The sequence below is a fragment of the Pseudomonas sp. MSSRFD41 genome, assembly GCF_014230245.1.
In the GTDB taxonomy this organism is placed as follows: domain Bacteria; phylum Pseudomonadota; class Gammaproteobacteria; order Pseudomonadales; family Pseudomonadaceae; genus Aquipseudomonas; species Aquipseudomonas piscis.
Genome location: NZ_JACKZK010000033.1, coordinates 1 through 16,327, shown reverse-complemented (window position 1 = coordinate 16,327; position 16,327 = coordinate 1). Strand labels below are relative to the sequence as shown.

Annotated in this window: 17 protein-coding genes and 2 pseudogenes; 9 read left to right on the top strand and 10 right to left on the bottom strand. The window is 63.4% G+C overall.

Annotated features, from left to right (window positions below; all coding sequences use genetic code 11):
* Positions 1-241: 241 nt before the first annotated feature.
* Positions 242-1,021: a helix-turn-helix transcriptional regulator gene (locus H7A76_RS29360; protein ID WP_185701743.1), complete on the top strand. Its 780-nt coding sequence runs from the start codon at positions 242-244 to the stop codon at positions 1,019-1,021.
* A 694-nt stretch (positions 1,022-1,715) separates the two neighbouring features.
* The gene (locus tag H7A76_RS29355) at positions 1,716-2,510 is read left to right on the top strand and encodes a helix-turn-helix transcriptional regulator (RefSeq protein ID WP_185701742.1); all 795 of its coding nucleotides are present in this window, start codon (positions 1,716-1,718) and stop codon (positions 2,508-2,510) included.
* 69 nt (positions 2,511-2,579) lie between these two features.
* Here H7A76_RS29355 and H7A76_RS29350 read toward each other — a convergent pair whose 3' ends face one another.
* The 4 genes from H7A76_RS29350 to H7A76_RS29335 all read right to left on the bottom strand — a co-directional run bounded on the left by H7A76_RS29350 (position 2,580) and on the right by H7A76_RS29335 (position 6,239).
* Positions 2,580-3,305, bottom strand: a complete 726-nt coding sequence (locus H7A76_RS29350; RefSeq protein WP_185701741.1) for a GNAT family N-acetyltransferase — start codon at positions 3,303-3,305, stop codon at positions 2,580-2,582.
* 178 nt (positions 3,306-3,483) lie between these two features.
* Positions 3,484-4,704, bottom strand: a complete 1,221-nt coding sequence (locus tag H7A76_RS29345) for an MFS transporter (RefSeq protein WP_185701740.1) — start codon at positions 4,702-4,704, stop codon at positions 3,484-3,486.
* Positions 4,697-5,050 carry a hypothetical protein gene (locus H7A76_RS29340; protein WP_185701739.1) on the bottom strand — a complete coding sequence of 118 codons (354 nt, stop codon included), beginning with the start codon at positions 5,048-5,050 and terminating at the stop codon, positions 4,697-4,699. Before H7A76_RS29340 ends, H7A76_RS29345 begins: the two co-directional genes overlap by 8 nt.
* A 1-nt stretch (position 5,051) precedes the next feature.
* Positions 5,052-6,239, bottom strand: coding sequence for an MFS transporter (locus tag H7A76_RS29335; RefSeq protein ID WP_185701738.1), 1,188 nt, complete (start codon positions 6,237-6,239; stop codon positions 5,052-5,054).
* Positions 6,240-6,334: 95 nt separating this feature from the next.
* Between H7A76_RS29335 and H7A76_RS29330 the strand changes: the two genes are divergently transcribed.
* Positions 6,335-7,240: a LysR family transcriptional regulator gene (locus H7A76_RS29330; protein ID WP_185701737.1), complete on the top strand. Its 906-nt coding sequence runs from the start codon at positions 6,335-6,337 to the stop codon at positions 7,238-7,240.
* Between the two features lies 1 nt (position 7,241).
* Here the strand turns inward: H7A76_RS29330 and H7A76_RS29325 are convergent, their stop codons facing one another.
* Complete coding sequence (locus H7A76_RS29325) at positions 7,242-7,940, bottom strand: pentapeptide repeat-containing protein (RefSeq protein ID WP_185701736.1); 699 nt, start codon at positions 7,938-7,940, stop codon at positions 7,242-7,244.
* 191 nt (positions 7,941-8,131) lie between these two features.
* Here H7A76_RS29325 and H7A76_RS29320 point away from each other — a divergent pair, with 191 nt between their 5' ends.
* On the top strand, positions 8,132-8,785 hold the full coding sequence (locus tag H7A76_RS29320; protein WP_185701735.1) for an acetyltransferase: 654 nt from the start codon (positions 8,132-8,134) through the stop codon (positions 8,783-8,785).
* A 33-nt stretch (positions 8,786-8,818) separates the two neighbouring features.
* Here the strand turns inward: H7A76_RS29320 and H7A76_RS29315 are convergent, their stop codons facing one another.
* Together H7A76_RS29315 and H7A76_RS29310 are read right to left on the bottom strand one after the other, a co-directional pair.
* Positions 8,819-9,466, bottom strand: coding sequence for a Qnr family pentapeptide repeat protein (locus tag H7A76_RS29315; protein WP_185701734.1), 648 nt, complete (start codon positions 9,464-9,466; stop codon positions 8,819-8,821).
* A 143-nt stretch (positions 9,467-9,609) separates the two neighbouring features.
* Positions 9,610-10,530, bottom strand: a complete 921-nt coding sequence (locus tag H7A76_RS29310) for a LysR family transcriptional regulator (protein ID WP_185701733.1) — start codon at positions 10,528-10,530, stop codon at positions 9,610-9,612.
* Between the two features lie 143 nt (positions 10,531-10,673).
* Between H7A76_RS29310 and H7A76_RS29305 the strand changes: the two genes are divergently transcribed.
* A complete protein-coding gene (locus H7A76_RS29305) occupies positions 10,674-11,432 on the top strand; it encodes an SDR family NAD(P)-dependent oxidoreductase (RefSeq protein ID WP_185701732.1) in 759 nt (252 codons plus the stop codon).
* A 252-nt stretch (positions 11,433-11,684) separates the two neighbouring features.
* On the opposite strand, the gene H7A76_RS29300 is transcribed toward H7A76_RS29305, so the two are convergent.
* Complete coding sequence (locus H7A76_RS29300) at positions 11,685-11,861, bottom strand: hypothetical protein (protein ID WP_185701731.1); 177 nt, start codon at positions 11,859-11,861, stop codon at positions 11,685-11,687.
* Between the two features lie 218 nt (positions 11,862-12,079).
* Here H7A76_RS29300 and H7A76_RS29295 point away from each other — a divergent pair, with 218 nt between their 5' ends.
* The 4 genes from H7A76_RS29295 (at position 12,080) to H7A76_RS29280 (ending at position 15,410) form a co-directional block, all read left to right on the top strand.
* Positions 12,080-12,442 carry a hypothetical protein gene (locus H7A76_RS29295; protein ID WP_185701730.1) on the top strand — a complete coding sequence of 121 codons (363 nt, stop codon included), beginning with the start codon at positions 12,080-12,082 and terminating at the stop codon, positions 12,440-12,442.
* 577 nt (positions 12,443-13,019) lie between these two features.
* Complete coding sequence (flgE, locus tag H7A76_RS29290) at positions 13,020-14,366, top strand: flagellar hook protein FlgE (protein WP_185701729.1); 1,347 nt, start codon at positions 13,020-13,022, stop codon at positions 14,364-14,366.
* 265 nt (positions 14,367-14,631) lie between these two features.
* Positions 14,632-14,877: a DUF2388 domain-containing protein gene (locus H7A76_RS29285; protein WP_312026274.1), complete on the top strand. Its 246-nt coding sequence runs from the start codon at positions 14,632-14,634 to the stop codon at positions 14,875-14,877.
* 263 nt (positions 14,878-15,140) lie between these two features.
* A complete protein-coding gene (locus H7A76_RS29280) occupies positions 15,141-15,410 on the top strand; it encodes a hypothetical protein (protein ID WP_185701728.1) in 270 nt (89 codons plus the stop codon).
* Between the two features lie 122 nt (positions 15,411-15,532).
* Here the strand turns inward: H7A76_RS29280 and H7A76_RS29275 are convergent.
* A pseudogene (locus tag H7A76_RS29275) lies at positions 15,533-16,002 on the bottom strand (DDE-type integrase/transposase/recombinase); the annotation flags it as partial.
* An 84-nt stretch (positions 16,003-16,086) separates the two neighbouring features.
* Positions 16,087-16,327 (bottom strand): annotated as a pseudogene (locus H7A76_RS32235) (hypothetical protein); the annotation flags it as partial.

Below are 16,327 nucleotides of genomic sequence, written 5' to 3'. Positions count from 1 at the left end.
ATCGAAAAAAATTTTACCCCGGCAAAAAGCCGCGATCCGCCCGCCAGCCGGCGCCTTGCTGGCAGTGCGGCGCTCTAGATCGCAGATTTTTGCGCAACTTCATCAAACAGCCACTTAATCCCTGTACTAGGATACGAAGCGCCCTTTGGTCGATCTGCATGAAACAGGAGTTAAACAGGCAGTCGACCAAACCCGTTGCTATAAGGCAACCTTTCCACACTTCACATTCATGGATGAAATGATGAACTCACAAGCACTGTTCCCCCATATCGGCAAGGTCATCGCCAGTACCGGCAGCCGGCGTTTTCCACGCATGCTGCACGACCTGATCCTCACCCAGTTGCCGGTGGACGCCACCCACATCACCCAGCTGCGGGCAGATCCGGAACAGGCCAGCGAAGGTCATCGGCGCAGTGCCGTGCACCACCGCCACCCCCTGCACGACAAGCCGGCCAACGACGATCCGCTGCTGCGCGCGGCCTTTCCCGAGCAGAGCGCCGAGTCCGGCCCCGCCCTCCTGCGGCGCCGTGGCCCCGGCAAGGACCCGGCGCAGCTGCACCTGACCGTCCGCAAGGATGCCTACCAGTACGTGCTCTCGGTGTACCGCAGCAACCAGGCCCGCAGCTTCTCGCCCCAGGAACGCCTGCTGCTCGAAGACTTCTCGCCACTGCTGCTGCCCATGGTGGAAAAGCACATCAGTGCCCTGCAGCCCCGCGGCCAGGACGGCGAGCAGGACAACACCGCCATCGAGGGCCTGCAGACCCTGCGCCTGCGCTTCGCCGACCGCCTGGCGCAGTCCGGCCTGAGCCTGTCCAACCGCGAGATGGAAGTCTGCGTCGGCCTGCTGGCCGGGCGCACCGCGCCACAGCTGGCCGAGCAGTGCCAGCTCAAGGTCAACACCGTCGAGAGCTACCTCAAGCGCGCGGCGATCAAGCTGGGCATCAGCGGCCGGCACTCGCTGCTGCGCTGGATGTACTCGCCCCAGGAAGCCGCCGCGCCGGTCGCCGCCAACGCCGAGTAAAGGCCCGCGCGGCACCGGTCTTGTGCACCGGCGCCGCGTCGCCTGGCGTCAATCGCGGACCAGGGCCTGGATCGGCCCCAAGTGCGCCGGGACGGCCCTGAAAACCACCCCCGATCAGCGTCGAACAGGCGAGCGCGGTCATGAAGAGCGAGTCGCCACGGCTGAGCTGGTCGAGCCAGAGCTCCCGTTGTCCGGCGGTCAGCGGCGTTCATGACGGCCTGCGGCGAGCGAGATTCAAGCGCCAGCCCCTGGGCGGCATGTCACCCCGAACCCGGACAGCCCACCGGCTGCCGACCGCCGGGGCGCGGCCCTGGCGGCTGTCGAGAGGTTGGCGATGGTTTACGGATCAGCTGAATTAGCTGTAGGAAATTGACCATCCGTACCTGAGGTTCCTGACGCGCCAGTCCAGCCCCGAACTCTTTGCAAAACCTGTCGCCGAAGTCCGTTGCAACTTGCTGCAGTCCCGTGTCCACGGGTCTGCGGAGCACTGGCCAGGGACCGGCGCCGGGGCTTGGCGAGCCCGGCCCGGGGTTTCCTGTCCCGGTTTACCCTTACAGACGCGAAGCAAATGCTTAGGCTTAAATCAGACGCATCTGACCGGATCGGGTTCATGGAGGACCTGCTGCGGTGTGCCGTCGTAATAAGGTTTCAAGGCTTCGATCAGCGATTTGCCTTGATCAAGGATGATAGGGATATGAGTCTGACCAGCAGTATCGCCAACCTGGAAACACCGAATTTCTACTTGGAACTGGGGCAGTTGATCTCCAACACCGGCCAGGGCCAGTTCGCTGCGAACATGCTCGAGCTGGTGAACAAACTGGTGCCGGCCGATCACCTGGTGCTCAGTGAATGGACCCTCGACGAGCGCCAGACCCGCGCCGAGGAAATCACCCTGCTGGGACGTGCCGGACAGCCGGAACAACTGCCGGAAGCCGCCCGGCGCCAAGAACCGCTGCTGCACAAAATGCTGGAAATGGACGATTCGCTGCTGATCCAGATCAACGCCCAGGTCCATGCCCGGCAAGCGCGCAATACCCCGCACCAGTGCCACCTGGTGTCACGCAAGGCCAACCGCCGCTGCGTGATCGCGCTCTACCGCGAATCGACCCAGAGTGGATTTTCCCTGGCCGAGCTGTCGTTCCTCAAGAGCCTGTCCTCGACCCTGCTGCCGCTGCTGGAACGCCATGCCCAGATGCATCGCCAGCAGGCCCTGAAGAACCTGCGCAGTTGGACCAGCCGCCCCCGGGACAACCAGGAGCAGTCGCCATTGCAGCGCGAGTTCGACGAACGCCTGTCGCTGGGCGACATCACCCTCTCGGCCCGGGAAAAAGAAGTCTGCCTGGGGCTGCTCACCGGCGGCACCGTGCCTGAGATGGCCCAGCGCCTGAGCGTGAAGAACAGCTCCATCGAGACCTACCTCAAGCGCGCCGCCGCCAAGCTCGGGGTCAGTGGCCGCCACGGCCTGGCCAAGTGGATGGTGGGCGCCTGAACCGGCACGGCCCGGACTCCCGGGAGGATATCCCCGGCCCGGGCCGCGCCCGCCTGTACCGCTGAGCCGTCAGATCTCGCAATCGGGGTGGATCACCCGCCACTGGCCGAACAGCTCCAGCCCCGCGGCCCGAGCCAGCGCCACCGAGGCCAGGTTGTCGACCTGGCAGCGGTACTGCGGCTCCTGGCCCTGCGCCAGGGCATGCCGACAGATCGCCCGCACCAGCCTGCGGGCATGGCCCCGGCCGCGAAACGCCTCCAGGGTCAGCACGCCCAGATCGGCCAGTGGCGACCCGTCCCAGGCATACATGCTCGCCGCCGCCACCAGCCGGTCCTGCTCGAAAGCGCCGAACACCGCCCAGTGATCCAGTTCGACATAGGCATTGTCCAGGTCCTCTGCGCTGGCACTGGACTGGAAGCGGGCGAACCGCTGCTCGTCCGCTGCCGACAATGCCCGGGTATCGCCCAGGGCCGTATCGCGCAACAGCTCGGCGTGACGTTGCCGGGGGTAATAGAACACATGGTCGGCGCCGTTGAGGCGGATACCGGCCTGCTCCAGGCGGGCCAGGAAGGCGGCCTCGGTATCCACCGGCCCCTCGGCCAGGCCGAGGATCTGCGCCAAGCCCGGGGTCAACACTGCCTGGCTGCCGCCGGGAGTGCGCAGCAGCATCAGGCGCGATGGGTCTGCCAGCCCGGGATCGACCCGCACGCTGAAGCCGCCGTCCTCGCGCAAGCCTTCAGGGGCGCGCAAGCAGGATTGCCAGTAGTGGTCAATAGTCGTTGCAAACAGGCTCATCAGGGTCATCCATCGGGGTTGTCATTGCGTGACCACACTCCTCTCCTGGCTGGTGGCCTGCGAGTGTCCAGGCTAGCGCGGTGCTGTTCCGGCCGCTGTAAATCTGTGTGAAAAACAGTGCAGGAACACTACGCCAGCCGCGCCATGCCCTGGTCTCTTCCCGTCCTCGAGCCTTCGTTCATGGCGTGCCAGCTTCAGCTGACAGCCCGCGCTGCACCTGCCAGGACAGGGGCAACGTCAGCAGCAGGAGCGCCGCCAGGACCATCACCGCCGGCGCCACGCCGGCGACATCGCTGAGCAGTCCGGCCAACATCGGGGCCAACGCGCCGCCGCCGATGGTGCCGGTGTAGAACAGCGAGAATGCCTGCTCGCGCTTGCCGGCCCGCGCCAGGTCCGGCACTGCGCCATACAGCACCGACGACGTGCCGTTGAGTACCAGGCCCAGCAGCGGCAGCGCCACCATCAGGGCGCCATAGGGCAGGAACACCGCCAGGACGATCAGGCACGCCGTGCTGGATTCGGTCAGCCAGACGGTCTGCATCATGCCGATGCGTGCCCCCAGGTAACCGCAGAACAGCTTGCCGAACGCGCCGCCGATGAACAGCAGGGTCAGGGCCAGGCCGATTCCGGCGCTGCCGGCCCCCTTGGCCTTGAGCAGGAACGGCAGGAAGGTCAAGAAGCCCATGCGCACCGCACTGTCCAGGGTGCCGGTGACGATCAGCGCCCACAGGCCAGCGGCCGAACCCTGGCCGCTGAGGACCGTGGGCGCCTTGTCGCGCAGGGCCCAAGTGCTGGCCCGGGACGGGAGCAACCACCACAGCAGCAACGCCGCGGCCAACCCCAGCAGGCCCACCAGGGTCACGCTGGCGCGCCAGCTGACCAGCGCCAGCAACAGGCCCACCACGCCGGGGACCAGGGTCTTGCCGATATCGCCGGCGAAGTTGTATTGCGCCAGGGCCTCCTTGACCCCGCCGCCGGCCTCATGGGTATCGGTGATCAGCGAGGAGGCCAGCGGGTGCTGGGTACTGGCCCCCAGGCCGCCCAGCAACAGCGCCAGGAACAGCACGCCCAGGCCGGTCGCCTGCCCGGCCAGCAGATAGGCCAGGCCGGCCAGCGCGGTTCCTGCCACCAGCAGGCGCTCGCGCCCCCAGCGCCCGGCCGCGCGGCTGGCCAACAGTTGGACGCCGGCCATCATCCCGGCATAGACCCCGCGCAAGAGGCCGACCTGGGCATAGCTCATGGCGAACTGGGCCTGCCACACCGGCAACAGGACATAGATCACATCGGTGAGGCCATCGTGCACGGCATGGGCGCTGCAACCGGCCAGCAGCGAGCGGCGCCGCACCTGGGCAGCGCTGGCGGAGGCTACAGCGGGAATCGCGGGGTTCTGGTCATTCATGGGGGTGGCCGGATGGGTTGGGGGAAGAGTCAGCGGACAATGCCCGGGCGCGATCGAACATGGCCCGGGAGCGGCGCTGCAGGTACCGGGCGAACAGGTTGCGGGCGGCGGGCTCGTCGGAGGCGATCGCCATGGCCTCGGTGCAGGCGTCGACGGCTGCCAGCCCCAGCCCCGGGTATTCGACCAGCTTCAAGCAGGCATCCTCGATGGCCAGCAGGCCGCGCCGCTGGTTCCAGAATCCCTCGAACAGCGCATGCTTGCAGGCACTGGCGGGCATGTCGTTGAGCAACGGCTCGACGAATTTCAACACTTGGCTCTGGCGCAGCGGCCAATCGCTCAGGCTCATCTCAGGTAGTCCTTGGAGGGGCCAGTTGCTGGCGTGGCCGCGGCGCGCGCCAACCGTGCCAGCCGATCAGCGGGGCCAGCACCTGGGACACCAGGATCAACGCCACGCAGCCCGGCCAGCCCCAGCGGTTCCAGAGTGCTGCCGGAAGCACGGCGCCAGCGCTGCCGCCCAGGTAGTAGCAGGTCAGGTACAGCCCCACCGCCCTGGCCTTGTCCGGCCCGGCGCTGGCGCTGATGAAGGCATTGGCCGCCGCCTGGGCCAGGAACACCCCGGTGGAGCTCAGGGCCAGGCCCAGCACCATCAGCCACAATGACGACAACAGGCTCAGGGCCGAGCCGCAGACACCCAGCGACGCCGCCACCAGCAACAGCTCGGCCTGGGGCCGGGACTTGCTCAGGCGCCCGGCGAGCGGGATCACCACCAGCGCCAGCAGGAACACACCATAGAGCGCGCCCAGGGCCGCCGGTCCCAACTCGAATGGCGGCAGCCCAAGGTAGAGCCCGGCGTAGGTGAAGGTGGCGACTTGCGCGAACAACACGCAGAACCCCACGGCATAGGACGCCAGCAAGGGCTTGCCGCAGAGTGGGCGCCAGCTGCCACGGCGCTCGGCAAGATGGCGCTCGGCCGCCGGCGGATTGGCCGGCAACAGCCAGTGGATGGCCAGGCCGAGCAGCAGGCTCAGGCCCGCCAACAGCGCGAAGGCCTCGCGCCAGCCCAGGTACTGGGTCGCGACACCGGTGAGCAAGCGCCCGGCGAACCCGCCGAGCACGGTGCCGGCCACATACAGGCTGGTGACCTCGGTGACCAGGCCGCCGCGCCAGCGGTCGCCGATGTAGGCAACGCTGGTGGCGAAGACCAGGGGAATCAGCAGGCCTTCGACGAAACGCCACAGCAGCAACTGGGCCAGGTTGCCAGCGCAGGTCACCAACCCAGCCGGCAGCGCCAGGGCCAGCGCCGCCAGCACTATCACCCGGCGTTGATCCCAGGCACTGGTCAGGCGGCTGGTGAATGGCGCCCCGAGAGCCACCGCCAGGGTGGTGACGGTGATGCTCCAGCCCGCTTCCCTGACGCTCACGGCAAAATCCGCGGCGAACACCGGGAGGATGCCCTGGGTCGCATACAGGTTGAGGAAGGCGGCGCAGCCACATAGAAACAGGGCCAGGCGGGCATGGCGTGCAAGCGGGGACATGAAACCTCTCGTTTTGTGCCGAAAGGCTTTTATAAAATACGCCGCTGGAGCAGGACCAATACCGATTTCCGACCGATCAATACCCAGGGAACAGGATGCTCGATCTACGCAGGCTGCGTTACTTTCTGACCGTCGCCGAAGAACTGCACTTCGGCCGCGCCGCGTTGCGCCTGCACCTGGCGCAACCTCCTCTGACCCGGCAGATCTCGGCGCTGGAGAGCGAGCTGGGGTTTCGCTTGTTCGATCGCACCAGCCGCAGCGTGACCCTCACGGCCCAGGGCCAGCATTTTTTGCCCTATGCCCGGGCGGTGCTGGAGCAAATGGCGCTGGCCGAGGCCATGGCCGCCAAGCTGGCCGCCGGCAGCGCTGGGCAACTGGCCCTGGGATATGCCAGCTCGATCGCCTTGTCGGAGTTGTTCAGCGAGGCGATCCAGGCCTTCGCCCAGCGCTTTCCCGAGGTGCAGTTGACGCTGGTGGAAGGCGCCTCGGCCAGCCAGTGGGCGCAGATCGTCGATGGGCGGATCGACATCGGCCTGAGCCGGATGCGGCCGCCGGACGAGTTGGCCGAGATCCATACCCTGTCCCTGGGGGACGAGCCGCTGGTGGCGGCGCTGGCCAGCGACAGCCCGCTGGCGGCCCAGGCCGAGGTGACCCTGGCCGAACTCAGCGAAGCGCCGCTGATCCTGTTTCCGGCCGGCTATGGCTCGGGGCTCAACGAAGCCATCGAGCAGCTGTACCGTCGTAACGACCTGCCCCTGCGGCCGGGGCCCAGCGGGCGCCAGATCACCTCGATCATCGCCCTGGTCGCCGCCGGCCAGGGTATCGCCCTGGTGCCCAGCTGCACCCGGACCCTGGCGAAAAAAGGCGTGAGCTACCGACCGGTGGTGGACCTGGGCGCTACCGCTCCGTTGCTGGTCCTGACCCACAGCCAGAAGCGCAGCCCCCTGGCGCAGGCCTTCATCGGCGTCCTGGAAAACCTGCACCAGGCCAGGCGGGCCTGAGTCAGAGGACCGTCAGGCCCAGGCCGGCCAGGAGCATGCCGGCCTGGCTACGGGAGATGATCGCGCCCTTGAACAGCTTCGCGTCCACCAGCCGCAGGCCCTGCAGGCTGGCTTCACGCAGGTCGGCGTCGTCGAAACGGGCATTGTTCACCCTGGCCAGGGACAGGCTGCCCCCCTCGATGAACACGGCCTTGCGAAAGTCGCAATAGGTCAGGTCCGCTTCGCTGAAATCGATGCGATACAGCTGCGCCTTGTAGAACGAGATACCGGACAGCATGGCGCTGTTAAGCAAGCAGTCGGAGAAGCCCAGGCCCAGGGCCGAGACATCGGCGAAGTTGGCGCCGGTGAGCTTGCAGCCCTCGAACTGCACATGGGCGACCTTGCTGCGTTGCCACAGGGTGTTGTTCAGGTCGCAGCGTTCGAAGCGGGCATCGGTGAGCACCGCCGAGCGCAGGGTCGCCTGGCCGGCCCGGCAGCTGGTCCAGCGGCTGTTGGCCAGGTTGGCGGCGGTGAGGTTGCTACCAGTGAAGCTGCAGCGTTCGAAATGGGCACCGGCCAGGTCGCTGCGGGACAGGTCCTGGCCGCTCAGGTCCAGGCCCACGCCATGCACGGGCAGCGGTTGGCTGGCGGCCAGTTGCGCCAGGGAGCGCTCTTGCAGATCCTCGGGGGTGATTTCGAAGTAGCCGTCTTGCGCCTGCATGCCCTCTCCTGAGCCTGGGATTGAAGGTAGGCATCTTCTGGATAGCGGACCGGCAGGTCAAGGTTGGGAGTGGACACACAACTGCCTGAACGATCGCCCCAGCAGATGGGTACCTCCTTCAATATCGTGAATCTGTTAGGCTGCGCGGCCGGCCAACGTAACCACAACATCGAAACGAGGAACCGTACCCTATGGACGTCTACGCAATCTGTGGAGCTGGAGGTTTTGGTCGCGAGGTAATGCCTCTGGCGATCAAACAGCTGCACAAGGTAGACAACCCAGAACAGCCACGCCTGGTATTCGTCGATGACCAGCTGGCCGGCTCCACCGTCAACGGTTTCAGCGTATTGACCTTCGACGAGTTCCTGGCCCTGGATGCTCGGCGCTACTTCAACATCGCCATCGCCTCCAGCAAGGTTCGTGAAACTCTGGCTAACCGGCTGATCAGTGCAGGTGCCTCGCCATTTGCCATCTCGGCGGAAAATGCCCAGGACCTGGCCGGCAATGAAATTGGCGAAGGCGCCATCATGTGCCCCTTCTCCATAGTGACGGCGAACGCCAAGATCGGGCGTTTCTTCCACGCCAACATCTACAGCTATGTCGCCCATGACTGCATCATCGGTGACTTTGTCACCTTCGCTCCCAACGTCCATTGCAATGGTGCCGTGGTGATCGAAGACCACGCCTACATCGGCTCAGGGGCGATCATCAAGCAAGGCACTCCGGAGCGCCCCATCGTCATTGGTCAGGGCGCCGTGGTCGGCATGGGGGCTGTGGTGACCAAGAGCGTAGCGCCCTACACCACCGTCTGCGGCAACCCTGCCCGCCCTTTGCATAAGGAGTGACCTGGCCGGCCAGCTAGCTGGATGTAGATCTCGCTAGCCGATCACGTTGATCCCCAGGCGCGCGGCGAGGTGGCTCATCTGATCGCGATCGAGCTTGACTCCGTCCAGGTTGACCAGCCGGATATCCAGGTCGCCCAACTGCGAGTTGGTCAGGTCGCAGCCGGTGAAATCGGCGGATCGCCAGTCCAGGAGGCTGAACTCGCCACCGGACAAGTCCGACCCAGCAAAGCTGGCGCCGGTGACATTGGCACCGGTCCAGCGGTTGTCCCACAGCTCGCACTTCTCGAGGTTGACCTTGGAGAAGTTGGCGTAGGCCAGGTTGCTCTTGTTGATATAGGCATTGCAGAACCAGGACTTGCTGGAAATCACGTTCATGAAGCTGGCGCTGCTGAAGTCGGCGCCCTGGGCCTTGCACTCGGTAATCTCCAACCCCAGGGCGCTGGCGAAGTTGAATAGGCAGACCGTCAGGTCACAGCGCTTGAACGAGGCGCCCTTGAGCTTGGCGCTGCGAAAGTTGCAGCCGACCTGACGCTCGGGGTCATAGAAACTGCAATCGATGAACTGGGTTTCCGACAGGTCGACCCGGGAAAAATCGCAATCCAGGAAGGTCATACCCGTGACCACCTGACCGGTAAACTCCTCCGCGCCAATGCGCTTGTTCTCAAAAACTTGGGATTCCATGGCGCTTTCCTACACAATCCGTGACCGATAACGCGACAAACCTAGCATCCCGGGCAGAGCCATTTGAAGCCTTTGTGTCTCAAGCCGCTCACCCGGGAACGAGCGCTACTGGCGGCGAAGCTGAACAGCTGAGCCCGTTCTTTTCATAAAACAGCGACGAGGCCAGGGCGTGGCTCCCCGGCCTCAGGGGGAAACTGTTCGATAAGGAACTCCACGAAGCTGCGCAGCCTGGCCGAGTGATAGCGATCCGGCAGGTAAACCGCATGCACCGGGCGGCCCGGCAGGCTCTGCTCGGGAAACAGCTGCACCAGGCGGCCCGCCTGGACATCCGCCTGCAACAAGAACGCAGGTTGCAGGACGATCCCCAGGCCATGCAGGGCAGCGACACGCAGCGCCTGGCCGTTGTTGACCTGCAGCCGCGCCGATGGCGCTCGGTGGGCCAGCTCTTCCCGGGCGCCGGGCCAGTCGTTGAATGCTGTCGGACTGAACGACAGGCATTCGTGATGCAGCAAGTCCTCCATTCTTCGCGGCATGCCCCGACGCGCCAGGTAGCCCGGAGAGGCGCACATCATCAGCCGGTAGGGGGCCAGGGGCCTGGCCACCAGCGGCGCATCCTCCGGCAGCGCGCCAATGCGAATGGCTACCTCGAAGCCCTCCTCCGCCAGGTCCGTGACCCGGTCGCAGAGCACCACCTCGAGCCGGACCTCGGGATAACGATCCATGTAGCTCGACAAGACCGGCATCAACGCGTCTGTTGCGAAGGTCACCGGCGCCGTGACCCGCAGCTTGCCCACGGGCGCCAGATGCTGGTGCTGGGCTTGCTCGTCGGTCTCGGCCACCAACCGCAGGATTTCCTTGCAGCGCAGATAGTAGTCCTCACCGAAGCTCGTCAGATGCTGGCGCCGCGTCGTCCGCTTGAGCAGTTGCATGGCCAGGCGTGCCTCGAGGGAGCGCAGGTGCTTGCCAGCCATGGCCGCGGAGATACCCAGGGCAACGGCGGCGGCACTCAGGCTGCCCTTCTCTACCGTCAAGACGTACACCCGCATGCTGTCCAATAAATCCATTCGAAACTCCTGGTTCCAAGTCATGCAACTGGATGCAAGTTTATCTCCTTGAGGTAATCAATAAACTCTCCGCAAGCGCTCAGCCGATCGGATAGAGGCCACCCGGCCACAGAAGCGGCTGAACGCTCTCACAGGAGAAAATCATGGATTTGAATCTGGCAGGCCGTACGGCCCTGATTTCTGGAGCCAGCAACGGCATCGGGGCTGGCGTTGCGCGGGTGCTCGCCCGGGAGGGGGTACGCATCGCCCTCACCGCGCGCCAGTCTGATCGCTTGCAAGAGGTTGCCGCCCATATCGAAGCCGCGGGGGCTGCCGCGCCGATTGTCCTCAGCGCAGATGTGACGAATGCAAGCGATGTCGCCCATGTCGCTGCCGAAACCGCCAGGGTCTTGGGTGGCATCGACATCCTGGTCAATTGCGCTGGCGGCGCCCGCCCCACCGGGCTTTATGCTTGCGATGACGACTGGGAGGAAGCCTTTGCCCTCAACTTCTCCGCGGCGCGACGACTGACTCAGGCTGTACTGCCAACAATGCGGGCACGCCAATGGGGCCGCATCATCAACCTCAGCGGCTCGATGGAACCCCGATCGCTGAACGCCGCTACCGCCGCCAAAGGCGCCCTGCATCTCTGGGCCAAGGGGTTGTCATGCGAGGTGGCCTCCGAGGGGGTCACGGTCAACTGTATCGCCCCCGGCCGAATCAACAGCGCCCAGGTGCTGGAAAGGTTGCACCCAACGCAAGACAGCCGGCAGGCATTCATTGCCCGTCATATCCCCATCGGTTACTTCGGCGAACCGCAAGATGTTGCCCCGGTGGTCGCATTCCTCGCCTCGCCCCTGGCTCGCTATATCACCGGGGCGGTGATACCCGTCGATGGCGGCATGCATTTTCATGCGCATTGAGTGGCGTCACGCACCTGCTCCCTGCTTGCGCCCATCAGGAGCCAAGGTATTGAGAGCTCGACCCAAGCCAAGCCCAGTGAGCTGTGCACCTGCGCCGATTGGGCTCGTGGAGTGGCTCGTGCCCAATGGGGTCAACCGCTATCAAGGAGAGATGGCCAGGCCTGGGGATGTGAATGGCAAGCCGGCGCTCGAGGCTACGTGGCAATCCCAAGGGATTGAGCCAGGAGGGCCGCCATAGCCCCATCCCTCTTGCTACCCCGCACAGGATCTTGCGCGCCTGACCAGGTAGTAAGCGATGCCCAGGGCGAACAAGGCAGGCGCTGCATTGTCGAGGTCAGTGAAACCGCCCGCCAGATGCCGCCCCGCCTGTACGACCATGGCGCCAGCACCGACGTACAGGATCACTACCTTAAAACGCTTGTACTTCATCGGGTCCTCCCACTTTGGGAGCGAACCTACCAGAGGGGCATGGTCTTTCCAAACGAGCAACTGGATTGTCACCCGCACGGCGATGGCGCAGATCTGGAGCAACATCATGAGCCAACCGGCGCCGCCTTTTATCAATGCATTCCAACGAGCTAGTGCAGGGAGATCCGCAGCGCCGACGAGCTGGGTATAATCCGCCGATTTTTCGAGGCATCAGCCCCATGCACGGACGCTTGTATCTCTGCGCGCTATTCATCGCCCCAACCCTGGCTGCGCAGCCATCCCCTTACAACTACGACCAGGCACCAACGGACGGCTACATGTACGCCGTTAGATATCAGCAAGCCAAGCTGGCTTGTAAAGCGCTGCCCGATGACCTCGAAACTGACTACGCCAAGGCGATGCAACTGGCCAAGGCGGCCAGCCCTGAGTTTGAAAAGACCTATGCGAAAGGTCTTTCCGCTACCCCTCGCTGGCATAGACCTGCAACGACTGAAGAGCAGGAAGCACAGTGCAATGAAGCTCAGGTTGCACTGCGAGTGACAGTCAAGCTCGCTCGCCAGTGGTTTCCAGGGGGTTGGTGACAGCCAGTCACAGGCGAAGGTCGTCGAACCTTGGACAAACCTGGAGAAACCGGCCGTCTAATGCAGCTTGCTGTTACCCGGACGAGTGCGGCGTTTACCCTTGGTCGCCTCGATGGATCTCCTCGTTGATGTCTGCCACCCGCCCACCGTTATCGCCACAGCAAGGGCGCGACAACCTCCGTCTCTACGGCCACCCGCAGACTCGCTGGATAGTCGGTCGTAACGATCAGGAGATCGTTGGCTTTCCTGCGCAAGGAGGAATGTCGGGGCGGTTACTTGTTTCGGGCATGCATGCTGGTCAATCCCTGAATAAAGCGGCAACGCCGTTGCCACTTTGTAAAGAATGCGCGGAAAACCATTGCCGCTTTTCTGCATTTGCCACAGCCCTCCTTTCCGGGAGGCCTTGATTTACGGAACTCTCAGGCTTGGCACACAGGTTGCTAAGTCTCAGCCCGCAAAGAGTCTGGTCTCCTATAGCTTCCCGACTTAAGCGTCAGCCTCGATAGAGCCCCCGGTATCCAAGCATATGAACCGGGACGGTCAATCGCTGCCGTAACCGACACACAAGGAGCGGAATATGTCTTTCAACATCGGCCTTAGCGGTCTCTACGCTGCCAACAAGCAATTGGACGTGACCGGCAACAACATCGCCAACGTCGCCACCACCGGCTTCAAGTCTTCCCGTGCCGAGTTCGCCGACGTGTACTCGGCCACCAAGCTGGGCAGCGGCACCCAGGTGGTGGGCAATGGCGTGCGCCTGGCCAATGTGTCCCAGCAGTTCACCAATGGCGATATCAACAACACCGGCAACGTGCTGGACATGGGCATCCAGGGCCAAGGTTTCTTCGTGCTGAACAACAATGGCTCGCTGAGCTATACCCGCGCCGGTGCCTTCAAGACCGACAAGCAAGGCTACATCACCACCAGCGACGGCACTGCCCGCCTGCAAGGTTATGCCGTGGATGCCAACGGCAAGATCGTCAATGGCGTGTTGACCGACCTGCGGATCGATGTGTCGAACCTTCCACCCAAGCCGACCGATTCGATTTCCTCGACCATCAACCTGAACTCCAGCGCCGATCCGATCAACGTCAACCCGACGGCTCCGGCCCCGGCGTATGTGTTCGATCCGACCAAAAGCGAAACCTATACCAAGCAGTTCAGCACCCCGGTGTATGACTCCCAGGGCAACAAGCACGTCCTGGATCAGTACATGATCAAGACGTCCAATCCCAACGAGTGGCAGACCTATACCCTGATCGATGGCCGCAACCCCGATGGCATGCCTTTCACCATGGCCAACCAGGCGCCGATCACCATCAAGTTCGACTCCTCCGGCAAGCTCCAGTCCCTGACGCCGCCAGCCGCGCCGGCCACCAGCCCGTTCACGGTAAGTGGCAACAGTATCGTCATGGGCAGCTGGACGCCGGGCAACGTGGTCAATGGCAACTTCACCCCCAACGGTTCGGTGGCAGCGGCAGGCGGGGTGAAGATCGACATGACCAAGACCGGTTCGGTATTGGGTGATACCGCTCGCTCGGTGCCTATGCAGAACGGCTACTCCACTGGCCAGATCACCAACCTGACCATCGACGGCAGCGGCGTGATGCTGGCCAACTTCAGCAACGAGCAGACCAAGCCGATCGGCCAGATCTCCCTGGCCAGTTTCACCAACGAGCAAGGCTTGCAGCCGATCGGCGGCACCCAGTGGAAAGAAACCTACGCCTCGGGTATCCCGGGTTATGACGCACCGAGGACGGGCACCTTGGGCTCGATCCAATCCAACGCCCTGGAAGAGTCCAACGTCAACCTGACCAACGAGCTGGTGAACCTGATCAAGGCCCAGAGCAACTACCAGGCGAACGCCAAGACCATCTCCACCCAGAGCACTATCATGCAGACCATCATCCAGATGGGCCGATGATTCGCTGATGCCGATAAGCAAGAAGCCCCTGCCCCAAGGGGCTTTTTGAAAGCCGGGGGTGGCAGGTACAGTCTCGGCTCCAGCGTCCCTCCCTCTTAAGGGCCTCATCGAACCTCGAGCACAGGGCTGAATTGATCGCAACAACCACTCCGCGGACGGTGTGCTCAGACGGTCTGAACCACGATGCTGAGCCTGGAAAGCTCTGGTAATCACGCTCTTGGCGTCGACCCGTGCTCAAGTTGCGGCATATGCAATCAACGACCCAGTGGCAAGGACCTGGGTAGTTACGACACTGACTCCGAGCGTCCTCATTCTCGGAACCACGGGACTCACCTCACTTGCGTCACAGCGCTTCAAGCCCGCCAAGGCTGAGGCACTTGCCTTCGTCGGCGCAGGCGGCGAGATCCGTGGAGCTCAATTTGAGCAAGCCGTTCAGCATGACCATTCGATCGATGATGAGCCGTACATGACTGACGAGCAGCTGGCGCTGGCAATCGCGACTTCTTTCTGAGACAGCCCGCAATAGCGTTGTGGCCCAGGCTGTGCTTTTTGATTCCCGCCTCCCTGCCTTGATCCCCCTGACTCCTGATCTACACTCCCCCGGACCGGCAGTAGGCTCGTATCGGTGTTTTCCCAAGCACCCGGTTTCACTGGCAAATAGGAGTAGGGATGCTCGGAAAACCATTCAGGAAATGGATTCCGGAAACCATTCAATAGACGGGGCGCATTCCGAAAAGCCAGACGAGTAGGAATTTAAATATGGAGATTTAATTCATGACTGCTCAAGAACATCTTGTTGGTGGATGGACTCCTTACCATCCATTGACCCCAAAGGATAAGGAAGTCTTCAAAGAAGCCTTGGCCGGATTCGTAGGTGTGAACTACACCCCCGAGGAGGTTTCTAGCCAAGTCGTCAACGGCACCAACTATCGCTACCTGTCGAAAGCATCGCTGCCAGGCTCATCGGCTAGCTGGCAGGCCATCGTAGAAATCTACGCGCCGATTAACGGTAAGCCGCACATCACTCAGATCCACCGCATCTGAGCAGGCTCCAAGCCCTTCGGGTCCGCAGCAGCTGCGAGGCCCGAAGACTATCCGTAGCTCCCTCTTCGCCCCTCCTTCCAGCCATCGACACTCCTCCAGGCCGGCAGCTCCCACTGTAGTGGTCAACTAATCCCGGACACGACGTTAAATTTTTTCTCGGCCTGAGCTGGCGCCAGCCCACCGTTGAACTGGTGCGGTCGAATCCAGCTATAGCGATGCATCAGGTAATGACTGATATCTCGGTGCGCTTCTTGAGCCGTCTGTAGCCCAGGCTCGGTATCCATTCAGTTTTCAAACTGCAAAATACGCGCTCCATCGGCGCGTTATCCCAACAGTTTCCAAGACGGCTCATGCTCTGGCGCATGCATAACGCCCCAGAGCCGTTGGCGAAACTGACGGCTGCCATATGGCGATCCCTGATCCGAGTGGAACAGCCCCCCTTGAGGCCTGCCACGCTGTTGATAAGCCATGTCCAACACCTTGATCACCAACTCGGCATCGGGTTTGTTTGACAGCGCCCAGCCCACAATTCGGCGTGCGTAGAGATCCAGAGCGACCGCCAAGTGAGCCATCTTCCCTGCGCCCAGATGAACTGCCAGCACCTTCAGCGCACGCTCGTACAGGGCCAGGCGATCAGCTTCACCATTCGGCACCCGACCAGGCACCCCGGTGTTGATCAGGCCTTCGCCGACGGCGCGGTAGTTGTTGCGCCCGGTAACCTGCTGTAGGCCACGGCCATGGAATCGCCAGCCGCACCCGTCGATTCGGGGCCGTTGCCCATGCGCCCCGCATAGACGAAGTTCGCGATCATCTCTGGGTGCCCGGCGTAGAGAGCCGCAGATTGTGGTGTGAACCGCTTCGGCCATACCCTCAGTAACGCTTTGGCGCTGTAGTTCAGGTTCTCGACCAGGCTGCGC